We start from the raw sequence: 19,610 nt of genomic DNA on the forward strand, positions 1-19,610 counted from the left end.
AGAGAGACGAGGGACGTCACGCCACCCTGATGGGGCGGTCGGGGACAAGGTCGAGCCTGATGGCACGTTCGAGGTCTTCGGCGGTTGCATCCACGAGGATGCTGAGCATTGACTCGAGCGTGAAATACGCACGCAACACGCGGAAGATGAGGTACTCGGGCAGCGCGAGAATGCCGCGCGGAACACCATTGAGGAGCGCGGACAGCACCGCCATGATGGCAGGCGCACCGGTGGTGACCGCGATGATTGACTGCCACAAGATTGGGCTGTCTGGGTTGAAAGCAAGGCCCCATTCGAGGCTGCCGAACACAATCAGGGGCACGAGCATCGCCCGACGGGCCGAGTTGACCAGCATGTATGGCAGGATGACCTTGCCACGCAGGGTCATATTCGGCCCGTAGATCAGATCGCGGCAACGCGACGAGATGTGGTAGATCGAGCGGAACCATCGCATCCGCTGTTCGCGCATGTGGCCGTAGGACGACGGCACCTCAGAAATGTAGCGGATCTTGGGATCTACAACGGAGTGAAAGCCCAACTCGCCGATGCGCAAAGAGATGTCGGTGTCTTCGCCGTTCATTCCTTCGACAAAGCCACCGAGATAGCGGGGGTGATGGGTCCGGTAGACGACGAACATGCCGGGGATGCCGACGACCCCGTTCACCGCGCCCATAGCGACGGAATAGAACCCATGTTTGACAAGCACTTCGAGCAGGCGTGCGCGGTCAAAAAGCGCGCCGCCGGGTGGCACAGGCACACCGCCCACAACGCCCACGGCGGGGTCGGTAAAGTATGGCATTGCCCGGCTGAAATTGTCCTCGCCCACCAACGTGTCAGCGTCGACGCGGACCAGAAACTCGGTCTCGCAGGCATCAAGCCCGGCGTTCAGAGCGTTTGATTTGCCCGGTTTCGGCACATTGATCACGCGGCCTTTGGCGGCAGAGCAGTTGGCGAGGGTTTCGCGCGCAATCTCTTCGGTGTCGTCGGTCGAGTTGTTGTTCATAATCAGGATGTGCACCTCACCGCTGTAGTGTGCGGCGGCCCGGTCCATCGCCTGGATCGTGTCGCGGATGATGTAGCTTTCGTTGTGCGCAGGCACGATGACCGAGACAGGTGGATTGAAGCGTGATTTCTTGGCGGTGATCACGTCGTAGATTGCCAACACGTAGAGCTGACCGAAAAGCACGGGCAGGAACAGAAACACACCCGGCCCAATGCCGCCAAGCAGGGTCCAGGACCGCATCACCGCGACGATATGCAGGTCCATTCCTCCAACCCAGATGGCCACAGCCGCTGCGATGGCAAGCGTCACGGCAAGGCGGGCACAGGCGCGCAATTGGCTGACAGGGATATGTTCGATGCGAATGCGGGCGGGCATGAAGCCGCGTTCCAGCAGCTTGAACGAATAGACGGCAAAGCCGAACAACCCGGACGCGATGGCACTGAAGTGCAGCGAGAAGGAGTTGCCCAAAAGGTGATGCGCAAAGGCGTTGGCGAGATCAAAGGCGGCGCAGCCAAACAGAAATGTCAGCACCAGATCCAGCGCAAAGAGCGCCCGCACCCAAGTCCCACCAGAACTGAAGGCGGCGAAAGCCACATAGAAAGAGAGCAGGAAGATACGGATGGCAATGGCATGCCGCCCTGCATGCACCGAGAATACGTAGTCCCGATTGGGAAAGACCGCTGCCACGGCGTCGGTGTTGATCAGCCACAGTTGGCTTGCCGCGAGGACGATAAACAGGGCCATCATTTTGGGCGCTTGCCAGACTGATACGGGGCCAGCAAATCGTTTGGGCGCGCTGTCGACCGAGACAAAGTTGATCTGTTCGCGCTTGTCCGCTGCTTCGGTCATGACGCCACCTCGATCATTGGGTGGGGTGCGGCAAAGACCACAAGCGCAACTTGAGCCAACTGTGCCAATGATGCGCTGGAGAGGGGCAGAACCGTCAAATCGTCGGGCCCTAGGGTCACAATCCAACCCGGCGCCGTGACATTGGGCAATGGCGATCCGGGCGTGATGAGCAAAACCTTGGCACTGTCGCTGGCGGCTGCCAGAGCCACATCAGCGGGTGCGATGTCGTGCAGGATGTGCATGGCGATCAGAGTGTCCGCAGCCGTAGCGCCGGATGTCGCCGCCACTGTGATGTGGCTGGCTTGGGCAAGGTTCGCACGCAGATCAGTGGTCGCATCACGGTAGGACGTTTCGCCGAACACCAATTGGCTGGTGGGCAACAGTTCAGCGATCCGCTCTGGGCCTTCGCTGCACTGGCCGTCACGCTTGTCGGTGGTGGTCAGGACGGTTTCGAGCACATTTGCGCCCGACTGGAAGGTAAGCGGTAAAACTATGGTCGCGTCGATGGTTGTCTGTGCTGCCGAAATCTGAGCCTGATGAACAAGGCGGCCGTTCAATGTCACGCTCAGTGACATTGGTGGCTGGCCTACGTTCCCTCCAACGGCCATGCGCAGGTCAAGGCGGTCGGCATGCACGCCGTTGGATGTGGCCCCCAGGTCAAAGCTGTGCCGCCATGTGGACTGTGTGCGGAACCGGCGTACACCTGCATTGGCGCGGGACTGTGCCAAGGCTTGTGACCCTATGACGGTCAACGCAGGCACAGGCGCAAAGGCTGCAAGGGCTGCATCCGTTTGCGCGGTATCCAATGCGTCAGGCATCTGCGTGACGAAAAGAGGCTCCAGACCGCGCCGTTTAAGAGCGATGGCTTGGACCAGGCGTTCTGCGATGCCACTGGCGTCGGTGTTGCGCGGCCATGTCAAGTGGGCCACACGGCCCCAGCTGTTGATGCGGTCACGCGGGCTCGTCAGAGGTTGCGCGGTGTTCAGAAAAATTGCGCTGGTCGTCTCGATTTCAACACTGGCAGCGATGCCGGTGTCTGGACCACAAGGCACATTGGGGGCGGTACCTTGCAGCGAAAAAGAGACGACCAACTGCGGCCTTGCAAAATCCATCGGTGAAAGGGGGATCTGCAAGGACCGTTCCGCCTCGCCTGAACGCAGCAACATCTCGCCCCGCCGTGCGTTTCGGATAGAGATGCGAAGCACCCCTTCCACGCCGTGCAGGACCTGAGTTGTTGCATCGATTTGGAGGTGTCCAGACGTAGGGCGCGCATCCACTGGAAAGGCGAAGGCGACGCTCTGGTAGGCGGGCAAACCGGACAAAACAACGGGTGTGTTCGGGTTGGCCCGGTAGACTGTCACGCTGTGCGTGTCGGTCTTGGGGGCCGAGATACGGGGTTCAAAAACCAGTTGGGGGCCTTGCAGCACTTCGCGTGCATAGCGTTGGCCAGTTTCGAGAATGTTCATCGTAGACAGCAGGAGGGCGATGCCTGCGAGGAGAAATCCCATAAGCCCGATACCGATCATACGCATTGTGTTCACCGATTGAGAAAAGTGGCAGAGCAGTGCGCCGGACCCACCTCCAAGCGGATCCGGCTGTTGCTGTGCTGGACTTGTCAGGCCGCCTTGCTGGCCTTGGCTGGAACCACGCCGGGGCGCTGCTTGTCCGTCCACGTGGACACGCAGGGGATCATCTTGCGGATGCAGCGCTTGGCGTATTTGGCGGCGATCTGCTGGGTTTCATCCATCAGGCCTTCGGCCAGAGTGATTGGTTTCAGGCCCAGTGACAGAAAGGTCTTGTTGGATACGCGCAGATCGTTTTCCGCGGCTTCGTTGCGGGGATTGTCGACATTCGCGATCTGAGCGCCTGATGTTTCCGCCACAAGCTTGGCCAGCGACCGCACGGTGTGGGTTTCCGTCATCTGGTTCAGGATCGCCACTTTGCCATCGCGCGCTGGTGGGTTTTCCACGGCGAGCGCCAAACATTTGACGGTGTCCTGAATGTGGATGAACGCACGTGTCTGGCCGCCGGTGCCATGCACAGTCAGTGGGTGCCCCACCACTGCCTGCATCAGGAAACGGTTGAGTACGGTGCCATAGTCGCCATCATAGTCGAACCGGTTGATCAGGCGCTCGTCCAGGCGGGTTTCCTCGGTCTGGGTGCCCCAGACAATCCCTTGGTGCAGGTCGGTGATCCGCATCCGGTCGTTCTTGGCATAGAACTGGAACAAGAGCTGATCCATGGACTTGGTCATGTGATAGACGCTGCCGGGGTTGGTCGGATAGAGGATGTCGCGCTTGATGATCTGTTTGTCATCGGCCGGGATGTAGACCGGCAGGTAACCTTCCGGGATTTCCAGCCCGTCGTCGTCGTAGCCATAGACACCCATGGTGCCCAGGTGGACAAAGTGGGGATCAAGGCCCAGCTCAACCGAAGCCGCCAGCAGATTGTGCGTGCCGGAAATGTTGTTGTCGACGGTGTAGCGTTTTTCGCTGGCGCCCTTCATCGAATAGGGTGCGGCGCGTTGCTCGCCAAAGTGGATGACTGTGTCCGGCTGAGTGGCCTGCATCAGTTTGCACAGCGCGTCATAGTCGCGCGCCACGTCGATGTTTTCAAAACCGATGGTGCGGCCGGTTTGCTCGGCCCATGCAGCGATGCGATCGTCCATGGATGCGATGGGTGTCAGGCTGTCGGCGCCCATTTGTGCGTCGATGTCACGGCGCGACAGGTTGTCGACGATGGTGACGTTGTGGCCCAGGTTGGACAGGTGAAGGGCTGTTGGCCAGCCGCAGAAACCGTCGCCACCGATTACGAGGACGTCTTTTGCGTTTGTCATGTCTTTGTTCCTTTGTTTGGGCCCCTCCAAGCGGCCCGTGTTGATGAACAAAGGAATAGACCGTCCAAACGGGCCAAAGGGGCGCGCGGCGGGATAGGTTGTGGAACATTGGAAGGGGTGAACTATCCGTCCGGATAGGGTGTCACGCCTTTCGGTGAGCCGTCAGAGCCTGATCGAAGGCCGTTCGAGCCTGGTGGGCAATCTTGTCCATGGCGTGCGCGCGATTTGCAGAATCGCTCAGCTCACCCGCGCGCGCATCGTGTTCATAGGCTGCAAGCGGGGTTTCAAGCGCCTCTTGGCCCAGCAACGCGGCGGCGCCCTTCATCTTGTGTGCCGCTTCCGCCAACGCGCTGCCGTCGTCTACTGCACGCGCGGCGTCGAGAAAGGCGTTCAACTCTTCAAAGAACGTATCTCCGATGGTTTGAACCTTTGGCACACCCAAGGCAGAGATCAGATCAGCCAGAGCGCCCGGCGTCTGTATCGCCTCGTTCGGGGGAAAGGACGAGGCAGTGACGTCGGCCAATATGCTATGCAACGCATCGAGGCGTATGGGTTTGGTGTGGAACCGGTTCATGCCTGCGCGTTCTGCCGCATCGCGGTACTCTTCACGCCCATGGGCGGTCAGCCCGACAATATGTGCGTTCTGGTTTGGGCCAGGGTTGTTGCGCAGGTTTTTTGTGGCCTCAATCCCGTCCATGACCGGCATGCTGATGTCCATAAATATGAGGTCAAAGGCGGTGTCATCCACCTTGGCCAGACAATCGGCACCATTCACGGCCTCTTGGACGGTGTGGCCCATGCCGGTCAGCATGTCGCCCAAGACCTTGCGATTGATCGTATTGTCCTCGACCACGAGGATGGAACACGGACGCGCCGGTTCCGTGGGTTGGTGCACGACAGGCGTGCTTGGCGTATGGATGGCTTCGATACGATCAAGGGGCAGGGACAGCACAAAGGTTGATCCGTGCCCCACCGTGCTGGTCAAGGTGACGTCGCCACCCATCTCGCGGGCGATCCGGCGCGAGATCGACAGACCCAGCCCGTCACCGCGTGCCTGACGCCCTTCGCCATGCGCGAGCGCCACAAAATCCTCGAACACCTGATCCTGCAACTCAGCGGGGATACCGGCACCTGTGTCCGTCACCGCAATGCGCAAGGAGGTCGATTTTGGACCGTGGATGCCACCCACTTTGATCGAGATACCGCCATTGTCTGTAAACTTGATGGCGTTGCCAACGAGGTTCGTCAGGATCTGCCTGATCCGGCTGCTGTCTGCGTGAAAAGCGCGACGCATCTGGTCTTCGACGTCCAGCGTCAGGTCCAGGTTCTTTTCTCGCGCCAGAGGGTCGAACACATCCGTCAGCGCGGTCATCAAATCTGACAGGTCAAAATCCTGCGGCGTCAGTTGCAAGGCACCTGTTTCGATGCGCGTGATGTCGAGCGCCTCGTTGATATGCTCCAAGAGGATTTCACCAGAGGCGGTCGCAATGTCGGCATATCGGCTTTGCCGTTGATCCAGCGATGTGGTCCTGAGCAGGTCGAGCACGCCAAGAATACCATTGAGCGGCGTGCGCATCTCGTGGCTCATCACGGTCAGGAACTGGGATTTTGCCTTGTCCGTGCGTTCGGCCTGATCGCGCGCGTCTATCAGTTCCTGTTCATTGATCTTGCGGGCGCTGATGTCGCGAATATAGGCGATAAAGACCTGCTGACCGCTGTCCTGCGCCGTGGTGATGTTCAGCTCGACCGGAAATTCTTCGCCGGTCTTGCGCAAAGCGGACAGTTCCACCCGACCGGCGTCGACCACACGCGGTTTGCCGGTGCTCAGATATCGCTTCATCCCGTTGTGGTGGGCATCGCGCATCTGAGGTGGGATGATCGTATCCTCCATCGTTTCACCGAGAATTGCATCGCGGTCCCAACCGAACACACGTTCCGCCGCGGCATTGAAGTCAATAATCTCGCCCGCCTCATTGGCGGTGATGATTGCGTCAAGCGACGCGGATACGGTGGATGTGAGCCGCCGGGTGGACGCCAATAGATCGGCATCACGGCGCACGGCGCGTTGGAAAAGACGGTCGAGCAGGATGAGCAATCCCGCCATCCCAATCAACAGTGCAATCGCAAATCCGCCTGTGCGCGATAGTTGCTGTGAGAACTCGGCGCGTCGCGCCTGTGATTGTTCCGCACCCAGCCGCACGCCAAGCAACGCGATATTGCGCACATTTGGCCGAACATCTTTGACCATGTCGCGCACCTGGCGCAGCTCTTGGGTGGACAACGGCCCTGGGCGGTCAGACAGTGCGATGATCTGATCGGCAAAATCATTGATCGGTTGGATCAACCCGATGGCTTCGTCATTCTCGCCAAAGATTTCGGCGGCACGGCCTGAGTTGATGATGTTCAGGCGGCTGAGAGCGATGTCGATGCGCAGTTGGACTTCGGCATCGTCATAGGTCTGGTCCGCGAGTTGTTCGGACAAGACCGCATTCAGATTGGCAAACTCGGTGTCGAGTTGGGCAATGCTCCACTGCGTGTTGTCGCCCGCAGCCATCGAAAGGTCGCGCAGTTGCGACAGCAGGTTGGTGGCCATCAGGCTCAGCAAAAGCGTCAGCAGGCCCAGGCCCGCCAGAATTGCAATGCGATACCTGTTCAGACCTGCTTTCACCCGCGACCTCCTGCTTGGGGTCACATTAGGCGGCATTGTCGCCTCAATCCACGACCTTCAGACGGTTCAGTTGCCAAATACTGAGCGCATAGTTGGTTTCTGTCCGGTACTTGGGGTCGCTGTCGTAGGGAAACACCACCCAATAGGGGCCTTTGTCCCGCACCGACATCGTTTCGCCGTTCATGCGTGTGGCGATGATGGGCGCGTCGTCCTCAAGTGCGTCAAGCGACATGGACACTGCGTAGTCATTCAGTGCGACCATTTCCACTGCGCTGCCATCCGCGTTGACCGATTCCAACAGGGTCTTCAGCGGAACGCCGGAAAACTCGACTGTGCCATCGGTCCAGATCGTCGTGGTGGTAAAGGTGACCTGATCAAAGGCGTCCAACGCCTCCAGGCTCAGTTCAACCGGCGCGGAGTGTGATGGGGAAGCAGTCACCTGCAACCCCATCACTGACTGCGCATATGCCGGGACTGTCCAACACATGAGCAGACCGAAGACGAACGCCCATGTCCGTGAGTGGTAGTCTTTTGCCATAGTCGTTCCTTCGATGCTGTGTTGAGTTGGACATATCGCGTCCTGACGGCTTGCGTTTGGGGCATTGGAATAGTTACCTATACCAAAGTATAGGGACGCCATTGTTCCGTCGCATTTTCAGGCGATTGTGAACGTCACAACAAGGACGGATTGCTATGCCCAATATCCTTTTGGCCGACGATCATGATCTGGTGCGGGATACCATCGCCGCATATCTCGAGACCATTGACGGGTTCAAAGTGCTCACTGCGCCGAACCTGGACGTGGCATTGGAGACGATGGGCGGGTTGGATGCGATTGACCTGCTGATCCTGGACTACAACATGCCCGGCATGAATGGGTTGGACGGGTTGGACCGTGCGCGCAAAGGGCACCCGGCAACAAAAGTGGCGCTGATGTCCGGCGTTGCCAATCGCGAAGTGGCAAATGCAGCCATGGCGCGCGGCGCTGATGGTTTCATCCCCAAGTCGTTGACCGCCGCGTCCATGGTCAATGCGATCAAGTTCGTTCTGTCGGGGGAACGCTATTTCCCGTTCGATTTTGCCGCGCCAGAGACGTCAACTGCGCCTGACAGCACCTTTGCGGATCTGTCAGAACGCGAGATGCAAACGCTTGAGCAGCTGTGCATTGGCCTGTCCAACAAGGAAATTGCGCGCAACCTCGGTATTCAAGAGGTGACGGTCAAGTTGCACGTCAAGAACCTGTTGGCCAAGCTGGGTGTCTCAAACCGGACCCAGGCGGCATTGCTCGCCAAGGAACGCCATCTGTTCTGAGACCTCAGGCTTGTTTGCCATCCGCGGCTGGAGCGGGGTCGGGCGAGTCCAAAGTCGACCATGTGGTGTCATCGCTGGGTTTCGGCGGCGTGTCACAAGCGCGGCGATGAATGCCCACCTTGGCGATGAAGTTCGCCGATACAGGCGCCGTCACAAACAAGAACGCCATGATCAGCAACTCGTGCAGCGACGTCTGACCCAGCGTGAATGAGTGGATCATGGATGCCAGCAACAACATGCCAATGCCAACGGTGCCAACCTTGGTCGGAGCGTGCAGGCGGGTCATAGGGTCGTTGAATTTCAGCAAACCGATCACGCCAACAATCACAAAACCTGATCCGATCAACAGGCAAATGGCGGTGGCATAGGTTCCGATCATGTCAGGGCTCATTCGATGATGTCTCCGCGCAGGACAAAGCGGGTCAGCGCGACGGTGGACACAAAACCCAGCATCGCGATCAGCAATGATATTTCAAAGTAGATCTGAACCCCCTGGCGGATGCCCAGCACCACAACCAGTCCGAGGGCGTTGATGACCATCGTGTCGAGCGCGAGGATACGGTCACCCACGCTTGGGCCGAGCACGAGGCGGATCATCGAAAACACCTGACCGATGGCAAGAGCCGCAAAGGCCGCGATGATAGCGATGTCGAGGAAACCAGCGGCGGATGTCATGTAAAGATCTCCATCAGGCGGCTTTCGTAACGGGATTTGATGTCGTCGCGTACGGCGTCCGGATCGTCAGTGTGCAAGACATGTACCAACAGGCAACGACCCTGATCGGACAAATCTGCGGACACAGTACCGGGTGTCAGCGTAATCGTGCCCGCCAGAACTGTGATTGCTTCGGGCATGCGCAAATCCAGCGGGATAACAATCCAAGCAGGTTTGAGCTTGGCATTTGGGACCGTCAGCACAATCCATGCCACTTCGATGTTGGCGACAAGGATATCCCACAGAACAACCAGCGTGTAGCTGGCCATTTTGCCCAGATGCAAGCCCTTGGGCTGGTCGGGCCACCAGATCGCTGTACCGCGCGGAATGATGATCCCCAAGATCAGGCCGAAAACGGCCATGCCAGCGGACAACTCGTTTTGCAGCAATATCCACACAAGGGCCAACAGCAGCGTCAGCAGAGGATGTGGCAGCAACCAGTGATACAGGCGCTTCATGTCAGTAGCCCTCCTTTGGTGTGCTGAGTTTGCCGGGCGTCTCCACCACCGTTGTCACATAGGGTTCGGAGGCAAAGAGTTGTGCAGCCATTGTGCCGGTGTAACTATGGACCTGACCGGCAAAAACCGTGTGCGCCACAAGCAATGCCAACAGCGCCCCGACCGACACATAAGACAATGCACTGGGTTGGCTGTGTTGCGTCTCGACGGGCTCCATGCCTTGGGCTTTCCAAAAGATCACGCTGCCCGCGCGGGCGAAGCCAAGGATGCTGATCAGGCTGGAGATGAGCACGGTGGCCCAGATCCAGACCGCTTGGTCGGCACCGAAAGCTGCGTCGAGTACCAGCAATTTACCAATGAAACCGGACAGCGGTGGCAGGCCGGCCATTGCGATGGCTGCGGCAAAGAAAAGACCAGCGGTCAATGCAGCGCCAGCCAGGGGCGGTTCCGGTTCCAGCGCAAGCGTGCCGCGTCCTGTGCGCACAAGGTCCGCAATCAGGAACAGTGCCGCACCGGCAAGCGTCGAGTGGACGATGTAGTAGAGCGCCGCCGCCATGCTCGTTTCCGTAAAGAGCGAGATCACGACCATGACCATGCCCATGGACCCGATTACCGAGAATGCGACCAGCCGGTCCAGCCGTTTTGCCGCCAACACACCCACCATACCAATCGCCAAAGAAACCAAGGCGGCAGGCAGCAACCACGTGTCGTGCAACCCTGCTGTGACCTCGAGGTCAGGCGGGAAGATCAATGTGTAGACCCGGATGATCGCATAGGCGCCAACCTTGGTCATGATCGCAAAAAGGGCGGCAACGGGGGCAGGGGCCTCCGCATAGCTGGATGGCAACCAAAAATGCAAAGGCACCAGCGCGGCTTTGATCGCAAACACCAGCAGCAAAAGCACCGCGGCCACCCGTATGCCAACCGTTTCGCTTGCGTCGATCATGGTCACGCGGTTGGCGAGGTCCGCCATGTTCAACGTGCCTGTCTCGGCATAGATGGAGCCGAGCGCAAACAGGAACAGGGTCGACCCGATGAGGTTGAACAGCACGTATTGTACGCCTGCACGCAGGCGTTCGTTGCCACCTGCGTGGATCATCAGACCGTAGGACGCGATCAGCAGCACCTCGAAGAAAACGAACAGGTTGAACAGGTCGCCCGTTAGGAACGCACCCATGATGCCCATGAGCTGGAACTGGAACAAGGCGTGGAAATGCCGCCCACGATCATCCCAGCCGGACCCAATTGCATAAAGCAGGACGCACAAGGCCAGGACGGCTGTCAGCAGCACCATCATCGTGGACAAACGGTCGCCGACCAGCACGATGCCAAAGGGCGCGGCCCAATCGCCGAGTTGATACAGCAGGATGCTACCATCGGCGGTTTGCAGCGCCAAGCCAATCGCGACCGCGATCAGGGCCAATACGCCGACCACCGAAAACACCCGCTGGATGCCAATGTGATACCGCGCCGCCAACACAACGGTTGGTGCCAACAGTGCCGGCAGAATAACGGGGGCAATGATCCAATGTGTCATGGCTGGCCCTCCGATCCTTCGGGCTGGTCGTCGACATGGTCATCGTTGGAGCCCAGAAATGCGCCAAGGCCGATCATCACCACCACGGCCGTCATCCCAAAGGAGATCACGATAGCCGTCAGCACAAGCGCCTGCGGTAGCGGGTCGGTGTAAACGGTCATGTCGTCGCGCAGAACAGGTGGGGCACCCACGGTCAGGCGACCAGACGCAAAGAGAAACACGTTCACCGCGTAGGTCAGCAACGAGATGCCCAGGATCACAGGGAACGTGCGCAGACGCAGCATCAGGTAGATACCCGCAGACGTCAGAACGCCAATGGCGGATGCAACAAGCAATTCCATGTCACACGCCCTCCTGTGCGGTGCCCGAGGTCGGCGGAGTTTCCTCATCGCGTGACGGGTCGATGTCCATCGGATGATCGTTGTCATCTGTATGGGCGCGGCGTGCAAGACGCGAGAAGCTTTCCAATGACAGCATCACAGCGCCCACAACCGCCAGGAACACGCCCACATCGAACAGAGCGGCGGTGGCCAGTTCGAACTTTTCAAACGGCGGGATGCGCACATAGGTGAAATCGGAGGTCAGGAACGGTTTGCCCACAAACCACGAGCCGATGCCGGTAAAGCCTGCGACCAGAACGCCTGCGCCAATGACCCCGTGATAGGGGTATTTCAAGCGTGCAGATGCCCAACTGAAACCGCTGGCCATGTATTGCATCACCACGCCAATGGACACGATCAAACCGGCGATAAAGCCACCGCCCGGTTCGTTATGCCCCCGCAGGAAGATGTAGAAGCCAACCATCAGCACAACAGGCATGATCACGCGGGTCAGGACGACCATCATCATGGGATGCATGTCGCCCGCGCGGGGTTGATCCGGGATTCTGTTCAACAGACGCGCACGCACCGGGCCATCCAAAAGTGTTTCGGTCAGCGCATAGATCAGCAGCGCGGCAATCCCCAGAACGATGATCTCGCCGTAAGTATCAAAGCCACGGAAATCGACCAGGATCACGTTGACGACGTTGGTGCCGCCGCCGCCTTTGTATGAATTGGCGAGGTGGAATTCAGAGATTGGCGTGTCCACCGCGTCACGCAGCAAATAGTGGAACGCCAAGGCAAACGTGGCCAGGCCGCCCACGATTGCGACGCCCATATCCCGAACCCGCCGCAGCAGGGAGCTTTCGACCGGAGTCCGGTTGGGCAGGAAGTTGAGCGCCAGCAGCAGCAGGATGATGGTGACCACTTCGACCGTGAACTGCGTCATGGCCAGGTCCGGCGCGCTGAAGAAGACAAATCCAACAGATACCATCAGACCGACGATACCGATGAGGATCAGGGACAAGAACCGATTGCGATGAAAGATCACCAGAGCGACGGTCGCGGCGACCAGTAGCGTCCAACCGACAATCGGGACAATCCCTGCGGCTTGTATTTCACGGGTCGGCGCGCCCACCGTGCCGGTTGCCCACGCGTAAAATCCGGCACCGACAATAGCGACAGTGCCAATCGCGGCGTAGCGTGTGAACGACCCGTTGTGCAGCGGCAGGATCAATGTCTGTGCCAGCCGGGCAGCGGCGGCCACAATCGCTTCGAAAATCACCTTGGCCTCAGGACGCGGCAGCGCATCCCAGAACCGCAAGGCCGGGTTAAAGATCGCCATCATCAGCAGACCGCCAACCACCGCGGCGATGGACATAAAGAGTGCGGGGACCAGACCGTGCCAGATCTTGAAGTACGCTTTGGGCACTTCGGCCGCATCCCCCAGCACCGATGCCGTGACGAGTTTGACAAACGGCTCTGCGAGGAAAGGGGCCACGCCAATCACCACAACCAATGTCACTAGGAAGGCTGGTGGCAGCCAAAGTCCAGTACCCGGATCATGTGGCTTGGTTGGGTAGTCGTCGCGGACAGGCCCGAGGAACGTATGGCCAATCAAACGGAAGCAATAGGCGGCGGAAAACAGCGATCCGAACGTCGCGAGCGCTGGCACCAACCAGGGGGTGCCGAACAGCACTGTGTGATTGGCTTCTTCCAACATCATTTCTTTGGACAGGAACCCGTTCAGCAGGGGAATGCCCGCCATGGATAGCGCCGCCAAAGTCGCAATGGTAAACGTGATGGGCATCAGCGTCCGCAGCCCGCCGAGACGGCGGATGTCACGGGTGTGCGCCTCGTGATCCACGATACCCGCTGACATGAACAGGGCAGCCTTGAAAGTGGCGTGGTTGAGGATGTGGAACATGGCGGCCATTGCGCCAAATGCGGTGCCTGTTCCCAAGAGCATGGTGATCAGCCCGAGGTGGCTGACTGTTGAGAACGCAAGAAGCGCCTTGAGATCATGTTTGAACAGCGCAATCACAGCGCCCAAAACCATGGTGACCAATCCCGCAGTGGTCACAATTGCGAACCATTCCGGCGTACCCGACAAAACGGGCCACATCCGAGCCATCAGGAAAATCCCGGCTTTGACCATTGTGGCCGAGTGCAGATAGGCCGACACGGGTGTCGGTGCGGCCATGGCGTGGGGCAACCAGAAATGGAACGGGAATTGTGCCGATTTGGTAAAACACCCTAAGAGGATCAGGATCAACGCCGGCAGATAAAGCGGGCTGCTCTGGATCAATTCCCGGTTCTGCAGGATGACGCTCAGATCATAGCTGCCTGCGATCTGGCCCAGGATCAGCATGCCACCAATCATGGCCAACCCACCCATGCCTGTTACAGTCAGCGCCATGCGCGCGCCCTGACGACCTTCGGGCAGGTGTTTCCAATAGCCGATCAGCAGGAACGACGATAGTGACGTCAGTTCCCAGAAAACAAGCAAAAGCAGGATGTTATCGCTGAGGACAATGCCAACCATCGCACCTTGGAACAGCAACAGATAGGTAAAGAACTCACCCATGTTGTCATTGCGGCTGAGGTAGTGGCGCGCGTAGGCAATGATCAGAAGGCCGATGCCGAGGATCAGCAGGGCAAAGAAAAAGCCAAGCCCGTCCAGCATCAGTGTGAAATTCATACCCAGCGATGGAATCCAGTCGACGCGGGCGGTTACCACTTCTCCGGCCAGAATGGCGGGCAAGTTGGTCAGCAGTCCGATGAACGCGGCAAGCGAAACGGTGAACGTCACCCCCGCGCAAGCAGCGCGCCCTGCGGCATTCATCAAGCCGGGCAGCAACGCACCCAGAAATGGAAGGGCAACGAGGATAAAGAGAGACACGGACGCTCCTGATCGTGAAATGTATACGACATGCAAGAAACTGCATCAGAATGCGCCAAGTGCAAGAGCAATCGGAAAAATTTCGTGCGACATCTTTGGCCGCTGCGGGAAACGCCGGTTTGTTTGCGTATTTTTGGGTAGCTGATCCAGCGCAATCCGCTCTTTTCAACCGTGATGACGGCTGAAGATCCGTCCGGAGCAGGGGATAGGCGGATCATTTGTTGGCGCACAAAGTACCAACCACGTCGCGCGAGCAGCGTTGCAACGATGAGTGACCGCGCCCGTCGCAAAGGCGATTTCGGGCGCGGTGGTGTTGAGTGGTGTCGCGCTATTGCTTACCGGTCTGGTCTGCGACTTGCGTCTCGGCCGCGGTCGGTTTTGGCGCTTTTGCCTTTGCATTGCACATTTGCATGACGCCACAGAACATACCGGCCTGCGGATAGGTCGAGGGAACGTGGGCGGGCAGTGTCTGGGCCTGTGCCGGAGCCAAGCTCGCAACGGTAATCGCAAGGGTCAAAGTCAATTCACGCATGGGACATCTCCGTTCTACGATGTGTGTGAAACTGAAGTTGGCCTTACACGACGCCCCATGCGCGTCAGGTTTGAAAATCAATGAAGATTTGCAGGGATCGGCGACGACCTTTCAGAATCGGCGCGCCCGTCTGTCAGGACATTGCGGCGATATTCGGTTGGGCTACACCCGACTTCGGCGCGAAATGCGCGGTTGAACGGCCCCATCGACGAAAACCCGACATCGTAGGCGATTTCCAGCATCGTTGAATGCATGTGCTCGGGATCCTGCAACATGTTCCGCGCGGCTTCGATACGCGCCCGGTTGACGAAGCTGGAAAAATTCCGATGACCCAGACCTTGGTTGATGGCGCGGCGCAACCGGTGTTCTGGCACCGACAGCTTTGCCGCCAGTGCGCCAATGGTCAGACCTTCCTCACGCCAGATACCCGCCGACATCGCCGACGTGATCCGGCCAATCAAAGCCGTGTCCGCGTCAGCGATCTTGCTAGTTGGCATGTGTTTTTCCATGGCGGGATCCGTTTGGCCCGGCCACTGATCCATATCTGGCGACAACAGCCAAAGGGCAAGGGCCACACATACGGTAAAGGTGCCGATTGACTGTAAAAGCGCAAACACGACAGACCCCTCGCTAACCGCTCCGATGGCATGCGCACCTGTCAGGGCAAAGGCAATTCCGGCGATGGCCACAGCAAAGGCAGGCCGCGCCCGGCATCGGCACTCGACCAGATCATCCCGCGCGGTCCAGAGTGCCATAAGCACTAGGCTGCCGTACAAGGCACTCGCAATGGTCGTGCAGAACTCAAATCCACCGGGCACGGTCATTTCGATGTAGAACGCCCCGGCGGTGATCATGGATGCGACGCCCCAGGGCCACCGCATTGTCGGGCCGTCCAAAAAGATGCTGACGATGAACCAGGTGATGGCCACAGGCGTCAATGCGCTGAGCAAGATCAAGTTGCTGTACACGAGTGGCGGGAAATCAAGGACCAGAGCGGCATGTGTGACCAGAAACGCGGATTTGCACACAGCAAGGGCTGCGACGGACAAGCGTCCTTCCCAACCGATGGGCGTGCGCCACATAAGCAGGGCAAAGATGAACAACATGGTGACTGCGCCGCCGCGCAACGCAAGGTCCAAATACATCATCGACCCGCACCTCCTTGGCTCAACCGAATTGATGCTGAACTTAGCCTATCATTTCCAGGAGGGGCGCGCCGATTTCTTGAAAAACAGCCGCCGATTTTTGAAAATTCGATCTTTGCACAGGTGGTATGCTTGTTTCGAAGACTGGCGTTGTCGCTCAGGGCGTCAGACGTGCCGTGCATAATTGCGCCGGTTTGGTGGTGGAAAACCGCAAGCCTTTGGAATCGCCCAATGAGGTGCAGCGATCCCGAAGCATCCACATGACGGGAAGAATTATCCACACCAAATCGCCTGCCTGGATCAGGTACTCAAGTCGCTAATTTCAAGGTGATTTGGCTCCGGCGGTAGGGATCGAACCTACGACCAATTGATTAACAGTCAACTGCTCTACCGCTGAGCTACGCCGGAACGGTTTGAGCCGTATAGCAAGGCCGATTCAGGTCGTCCAGAGGGTTTGCACCCAAGATTCAGATTATTTTTTCACCCATGTTCGATGCGCTCAAATGCGGTCTGCGCGTGCAGTGTGCCAAGCGGCTTTGCCTGAGACTTTCCCATCAGATCAATCAGATGCGCCAACACATTCCGTGTCGCAGCAGGCAGCAGCGCGGCAGGCGTATCCGAATAGACCGCTTGAGCAATCTGGTCTGCGGTTTGCGGACCAGCGGACAGCGCATCCAACATGGCTGCTTCACGCGCTTGGCGATGTGTGATCAACCATTCCAAACGATCCAATGGCGTCGTGATCGGTGCGCCATGACCGGGATAGAAAACCCGCCACTGTTCTTGTGCCAGTCGCGCACAGGACGCCATGAAATCTGTCAGATCACCATCGGGCGGCGACACAAGCGAGCTTGCCCAGCCCATGACGTGATCCGCCGTAAAACAGATATCCCCCCAAGCGAGACAGATATGGTTGCCCAGATGACCGGGCGTGTGAATGACGCGCAGCGCCCAGTCACCGCATGCAATGACTTGGCCATCCTGAACCGTTTGATCGGGAAAGAAATCGGTATCAATGCCTTCACCGCCGTCGTTCAATCCGGCCTGCGCCAATTGCGACATCACCATACTGCGGCCAGCGGTTGCATCCCCAAAGGCCAAGACCGGCGCGCCAGTGGCTTGCGACAACGGCCGCGCGAGTGGCGCATGATCAAGATGGCTGTGCGTGACAAAGATGTGGGTGATGCGCCGCTGATCCGTGCAGGTCGACAGTATGGCGTCAAGGTGGCTGTCACTCATGGGGCCGGGGTCAATGACCGCCAGATTGGTTTGCCCTACAACATAGGTATTGGTGCCGCGATACGTCATCGGGGACGGATTGGGCGCAACGATACGCTGGAGACCCGGTGCAAGCGTTTCGGGTGTGCCCACAGGCGGGTCAAAATCATCGGGCGGTGTCAGCGGCTTGGCCTTTCGTCTTGTGTGGCAGGCGGGTAGGGTCAGCGCCATGTCGTTCCAATGGCTCAAACGCTATATGCCCCGTGGTATCTATGCGCGTGCGGCGCTGATCCTTTTGCTGCCCGTGATCGTGGTGCAATTGGTGGTTTCCGTGGTGTTTGTACAGCGACACTTTGAGGAAGTCACACAGCAGATGTCAGTTGCGGCCGCGCGCGAGGTGCGGCTGGTTCTGATGCGTCTCGACATGGCGCAAACCCGCGATGAGATCGCTGAGGTAACAAGAGACATCGTTGCACCGCTGGCCATCACGGTTACACCATTGCCCGACACTGCGTTGGGAGAGCGGAACACCCGCGCGTGGTACGATTTCTCCGGCATCGTCATTACGGATCGCTTGCAACGGGCGGTGGAGGAAATCGCCGTTGTGGACCTGTCGGACGACCGGCGCGTCCGGTTGATTGCACGCACGGCGCTCGGGCCTGTTGAGTTGTCCTTTGACCGGCGGCGCGTTTCTGCTGCTGCACCACACCAACTGTTCGTAAATATGATCTTTTTCAGTGTGCTCGTGACCGCTGTTGCCTTTGTCTATATGCGCAATCAACTGCGCCCGATCAAAAGGTTGGCCAATGCAGCAGAGGCTTTTGGTCGGGGACGGGTCATGCCCTATGTGCCCGCCGGATCGACCGAAGTACGTGCCGCTGGTACGGCCTTTGTCGACATGCGCAACCGGATCGAACGGCAGATCGAAACCCGCACCCTCATGCTCTCCGGGGTCAGCCACGATTTGCGCACGCCACTGACGCGTATGCGGCTCGCCCTTTCCATGCTGGACGATGATGAACGCGCCCCGCTTGAGCAAGACGTCGAAGACATGCAGCGCATGATCGATGCCTTCCTGAGCTTTGCCAAAGGTGATGGTGAGGCGGAACCGGAATTGACGGATCCTGTGGCCTTGGCCCGGTCCATCGTCGACGACGCGCAACGTGCGGGCCAGCCTGTGACGCTGACCGAAGTCGAAGGCGAGGGGCAGGTGCGTTTGCGACCCTTGGCGATGCGTCGTGCGTTGGACAACCTTGTGTCCAATGCTGTGCGATACGGTGCGCGGGCCGAGGTGTCTGTTCGGTTGACCGAAAAATCACTGCGCTTCCGCGTTGAAGATGAAGGTCCCGGCATCCCCGAAGAGCAACGCGCCGATGCGCAACGTCCGTTCACCCGCCTTGACCGCGCGCGCAATCAGGACAAGGGATCGGGCGTTGGTCTTGGGTTGGCGATTGCAACGGATATTGCACGGGCGCATGGAGGCACCTTGCGCTTGGGTCAAAGCCCCAAGCTGGGAGGCTTGCGCGCGGATATCGTGATTGCCCGCTGATGTGCCGCTGCGGCACGCTTGCCGCTTTGTGGCAAACGGTTTTAGCTGCGCCATCACACGTACAGGAGCGCCCGCATGACCCCATATGAAATGATCCGCACCCAACTGGCGCAGGCCGTCCCGTTTGCAAACCATGTCGGCGTCGAATTGATCGAAGTCGGAGACGGGGTTGGTATCGCCGCCTTGGATCAACGCTCCGAAACGTCCAACCACATCCAATCCCAGCATGCTGGCGCCATGTTCACCTTGGGAGAGGCCGCATCGGGTGCCGCATTGGCAGGTGCGTTTGGACCCATGATCTTTCAAGTCCGACCTGTCGCGTCCGGCGCCACAATTTCATACGTCAAAGTCGCCAAAGGTCGATTGGAAGCACATGCCAGTACAGGCCGGGCAGGGGCAGACTTGCTGGCTGAACTGGAAGAGGTGGGGAAAATCGCGTTCGACATCCAGGTTGATATTCGAGACGCGGATGGCGACACTGTCGTCACGATGACCGTCGGGTGGCACGTCCGTAAATCGTAGCTATCGGGCTCCGCACTCATATCGCGCTGCTTCTGTCCCATGAAGA

17 protein-coding genes and 1 tRNA gene are annotated in these 19,610 nt (G+C 58.8%); 3 read left to right on the plus strand and 15 right to left on the minus strand.

Translation table 11 applies throughout. The features are described 5' to 3' along the window. Positions 1 to 16 precede the first annotated feature (16 nt). From Q0936_RS06945 to Q0936_RS06965, 5 genes are all read right to left on the minus strand, one after another. Positions 17 to 1,852, minus strand: a complete 1,836-nt coding sequence (locus Q0936_RS06945) for a glycosyltransferase (protein ID WP_299296777.1) — start codon at positions 1,850 to 1,852, stop codon at positions 17 to 19. After that, positions 1,849 to 3,384: a cellulose biosynthesis cyclic di-GMP-binding regulatory protein BcsB gene (locus Q0936_RS06950; protein WP_299296780.1), complete on the minus strand. Its 1,536-nt coding sequence runs from the start codon at positions 3,382 to 3,384 to the stop codon at positions 1,849 to 1,851. The genes Q0936_RS06945 and Q0936_RS06950 overlap by 4 nt, the downstream gene beginning before the upstream one ends. An 83-nt stretch (positions 3,385 to 3,467) precedes the next feature. Continuing rightward, positions 3,468 to 4,688 carry an NAD-dependent epimerase/dehydratase family protein gene (locus tag Q0936_RS06955; RefSeq protein ID WP_299296782.1) on the minus strand — a complete coding sequence of 407 codons (1,221 nt, stop codon included), beginning with the start codon at positions 4,686 to 4,688 and terminating at the stop codon, positions 3,468 to 3,470. A 142-nt stretch (positions 4,689 to 4,830) separates the two neighbouring features. Continuing rightward, the gene (locus tag Q0936_RS06960) at positions 4,831 to 7,356 is read right to left on the minus strand and encodes an ATP-binding protein (RefSeq protein WP_299296785.1); all 2,526 of its coding nucleotides are present in this window, start codon (positions 7,354 to 7,356) and stop codon (positions 4,831 to 4,833) included. Between the two features lie 43 nt (positions 7,357 to 7,399). Beyond that, on the minus strand, positions 7,400 to 7,795 hold the full coding sequence (locus tag Q0936_RS06965; RefSeq protein WP_299141214.1) for a molybdopterin-dependent oxidoreductase: 396 nt from the start codon (positions 7,793 to 7,795) through the stop codon (positions 7,400 to 7,402). A gap of 254 nt (positions 7,796 to 8,049) precedes the next feature. Here Q0936_RS06965 and Q0936_RS06970 point away from each other — a divergent pair, with 254 nt between their 5' ends. After that, the gene (locus Q0936_RS06970) at positions 8,050 to 8,667 is read left to right on the plus strand and encodes a response regulator transcription factor (protein WP_299296787.1); all 618 of its coding nucleotides are present in this window, start codon (positions 8,050 to 8,052) and stop codon (positions 8,665 to 8,667) included. 4 nt (positions 8,668 to 8,671) lie between these two features. On the opposite strand, the gene mnhG is transcribed toward Q0936_RS06970, so the two are convergent. The 10 genes from mnhG to Q0936_RS07020 form a co-directional block, all read right to left on the minus strand. Beyond that, entirely contained in the window at positions 8,672 to 9,058 is a 387-nt protein-coding gene (gene mnhG / locus Q0936_RS06975; protein WP_299141218.1) for a monovalent cation/H(+) antiporter subunit G, read from the minus strand. Beyond that, positions 9,055 to 9,342, minus strand: a complete 288-nt coding sequence (locus Q0936_RS06980) for a K+/H+ antiporter subunit F (RefSeq protein WP_299296789.1) — start codon at positions 9,340 to 9,342, stop codon at positions 9,055 to 9,057. The genes mnhG and Q0936_RS06980 overlap by 4 nt, the downstream gene beginning before the upstream one ends. Next, positions 9,339 to 9,839 (minus strand): Na+/H+ antiporter subunit E, encoded by a 501-nt coding sequence (locus Q0936_RS06985; protein WP_299296791.1) that lies wholly within the window; start codon positions 9,837 to 9,839, stop codon positions 9,339 to 9,341. Before Q0936_RS06985 ends, Q0936_RS06980 begins: the two co-directional genes overlap by 4 nt. Position 9,840: 1 nt before the next feature. Continuing rightward, the gene (locus Q0936_RS06990) at positions 9,841 to 11,376 is read right to left on the minus strand and encodes a monovalent cation/H+ antiporter subunit D (RefSeq protein ID WP_299296793.1); all 1,536 of its coding nucleotides are present in this window, start codon (positions 11,374 to 11,376) and stop codon (positions 9,841 to 9,843) included. Next, on the minus strand, positions 11,373 to 11,717 hold the full coding sequence (locus Q0936_RS06995) for a Na+/H+ antiporter subunit C (protein ID WP_299141226.1): 345 nt from the start codon (positions 11,715 to 11,717) through the stop codon (positions 11,373 to 11,375). Before Q0936_RS06995 ends, Q0936_RS06990 begins: the two co-directional genes overlap by 4 nt. A gap of 1 nt (position 11,718) precedes the next feature. Beyond that, positions 11,719 to 14,598: a monovalent cation/H+ antiporter subunit A gene (locus tag Q0936_RS07000; RefSeq protein WP_299296796.1), complete on the minus strand. Its 2,880-nt coding sequence runs from the start codon at positions 14,596 to 14,598 to the stop codon at positions 11,719 to 11,721. A 328-nt stretch (positions 14,599 to 14,926) separates the two neighbouring features. Next, positions 14,927 to 15,130 carry a hypothetical protein gene (locus Q0936_RS07005; RefSeq protein WP_299141228.1) on the minus strand — a complete coding sequence of 68 codons (204 nt, stop codon included), beginning with the start codon at positions 15,128 to 15,130 and terminating at the stop codon, positions 14,927 to 14,929. Between the two features lie 77 nt (positions 15,131 to 15,207). Continuing rightward, a complete protein-coding gene (locus Q0936_RS07010; RefSeq protein WP_299296799.1) occupies positions 15,208 to 16,278 on the minus strand; it encodes a helix-turn-helix domain-containing protein in 1,071 nt (356 codons plus the stop codon). Positions 16,279 to 16,608: 330 nt separating this feature from the next. Beyond that, positions 16,609 to 16,683: transfer RNA gene (locus tag Q0936_RS07015), tRNA-Asn, on the minus strand. A 72-nt stretch (positions 16,684 to 16,755) separates the two neighbouring features. Next, positions 16,756 to 17,676, minus strand: a complete 921-nt coding sequence (locus tag Q0936_RS07020) for an MBL fold metallo-hydrolase (RefSeq protein ID WP_299296843.1) — start codon at positions 17,674 to 17,676, stop codon at positions 16,756 to 16,758. A 46-nt stretch (positions 17,677 to 17,722) separates the two neighbouring features. Here Q0936_RS07020 and Q0936_RS07025 point away from each other — a divergent pair, with 46 nt between their 5' ends. Together Q0936_RS07025 and Q0936_RS07030 are read left to right on the plus strand one after the other, a co-directional pair. Then, positions 17,723 to 19,042: an ATP-binding protein gene (locus tag Q0936_RS07025; protein WP_299296801.1), complete on the plus strand. Its 1,320-nt coding sequence runs from the start codon at positions 17,723 to 17,725 to the stop codon at positions 19,040 to 19,042. 75 nt (positions 19,043 to 19,117) lie between these two features. Then, entirely contained in the window at positions 19,118 to 19,564 is a 447-nt protein-coding gene (locus Q0936_RS07030; RefSeq protein WP_299296804.1) for a DUF4442 domain-containing protein, read from the plus strand. Positions 19,565 to 19,610: the final 46 nt, after the last annotated feature.

The organism is uncultured Tateyamaria sp. (assembly GCF_947488715.1).
GTDB lineage: Bacteria > Pseudomonadota > Alphaproteobacteria > Rhodobacterales > Rhodobacteraceae > Tateyamaria.

Excerpts from the sequence above, each read along its gene's own strand:
- Q0936_RS06945 (WP_299296777.1), bottom strand. The coding sequence starts at position 1,852 with ATGACCGAAGCAGCGGACAAGCGCGAACAGATCAACTTTGTCTCGGTC.
- Q0936_RS06950 (WP_299296780.1), bottom strand. The coding sequence starts at position 3,384 with ATGCGTATGATCGGTATCGGGCTTATGGGATTTCTCCTCGCAGGCATC.
- Q0936_RS06955 (WP_299296782.1), bottom strand. The coding sequence starts at position 4,688 with ATGACAAACGCAAAAGACGTCCTCGTAATCGGTGGCGACGGTTTCTGC.
- Q0936_RS06970 (WP_299296787.1), top strand. The coding sequence starts at position 8,050 with ATGCCCAATATCCTTTTGGCCGACGATCATGATCTGGTGCGGGATACC.
- mnhG (WP_299141218.1), bottom strand. The coding sequence starts at position 9,058 with ATGAGCCCTGACATGATCGGAACCTATGCCACCGCCATTTGCCTGTTG.
- Q0936_RS06980 (WP_299296789.1), bottom strand. The coding sequence starts at position 9,342 with ATGACATCCGCCGCTGGTTTCCTCGACATCGCTATCATCGCGGCCTTT.
- Q0936_RS06985 (WP_299296791.1), bottom strand. The coding sequence starts at position 9,839 with ATGAAGCGCCTGTATCACTGGTTGCTGCCACATCCTCTGCTGACGCTG.
- Q0936_RS06990 (WP_299296793.1), bottom strand. The coding sequence starts at position 11,376 with ATGACACATTGGATCATTGCCCCCGTTATTCTGCCGGCACTGTTGGCA.
- Q0936_RS06995 (WP_299141226.1), bottom strand. The coding sequence starts at position 11,717 with ATGGAATTGCTTGTTGCATCCGCCATTGGCGTTCTGACGTCTGCGGGT.
- Q0936_RS07005 (WP_299141228.1), bottom strand. The coding sequence starts at position 15,130 with ATGCGTGAATTGACTTTGACCCTTGCGATTACCGTTGCGAGCTTGGCT.
- Q0936_RS07010 (WP_299296799.1), bottom strand. The coding sequence starts at position 16,278 with ATGATGTATTTGGACCTTGCGTTGCGCGGCGGCGCAGTCACCATGTTG.
- Q0936_RS07025 (WP_299296801.1), top strand. The coding sequence starts at position 17,723 with ATGTCGTTCCAATGGCTCAAACGCTATATGCCCCGTGGTATCTATGCG.
- Q0936_RS07030 (WP_299296804.1), top strand. The coding sequence starts at position 19,118 with ATGACCCCATATGAAATGATCCGCACCCAACTGGCGCAGGCCGTCCCG.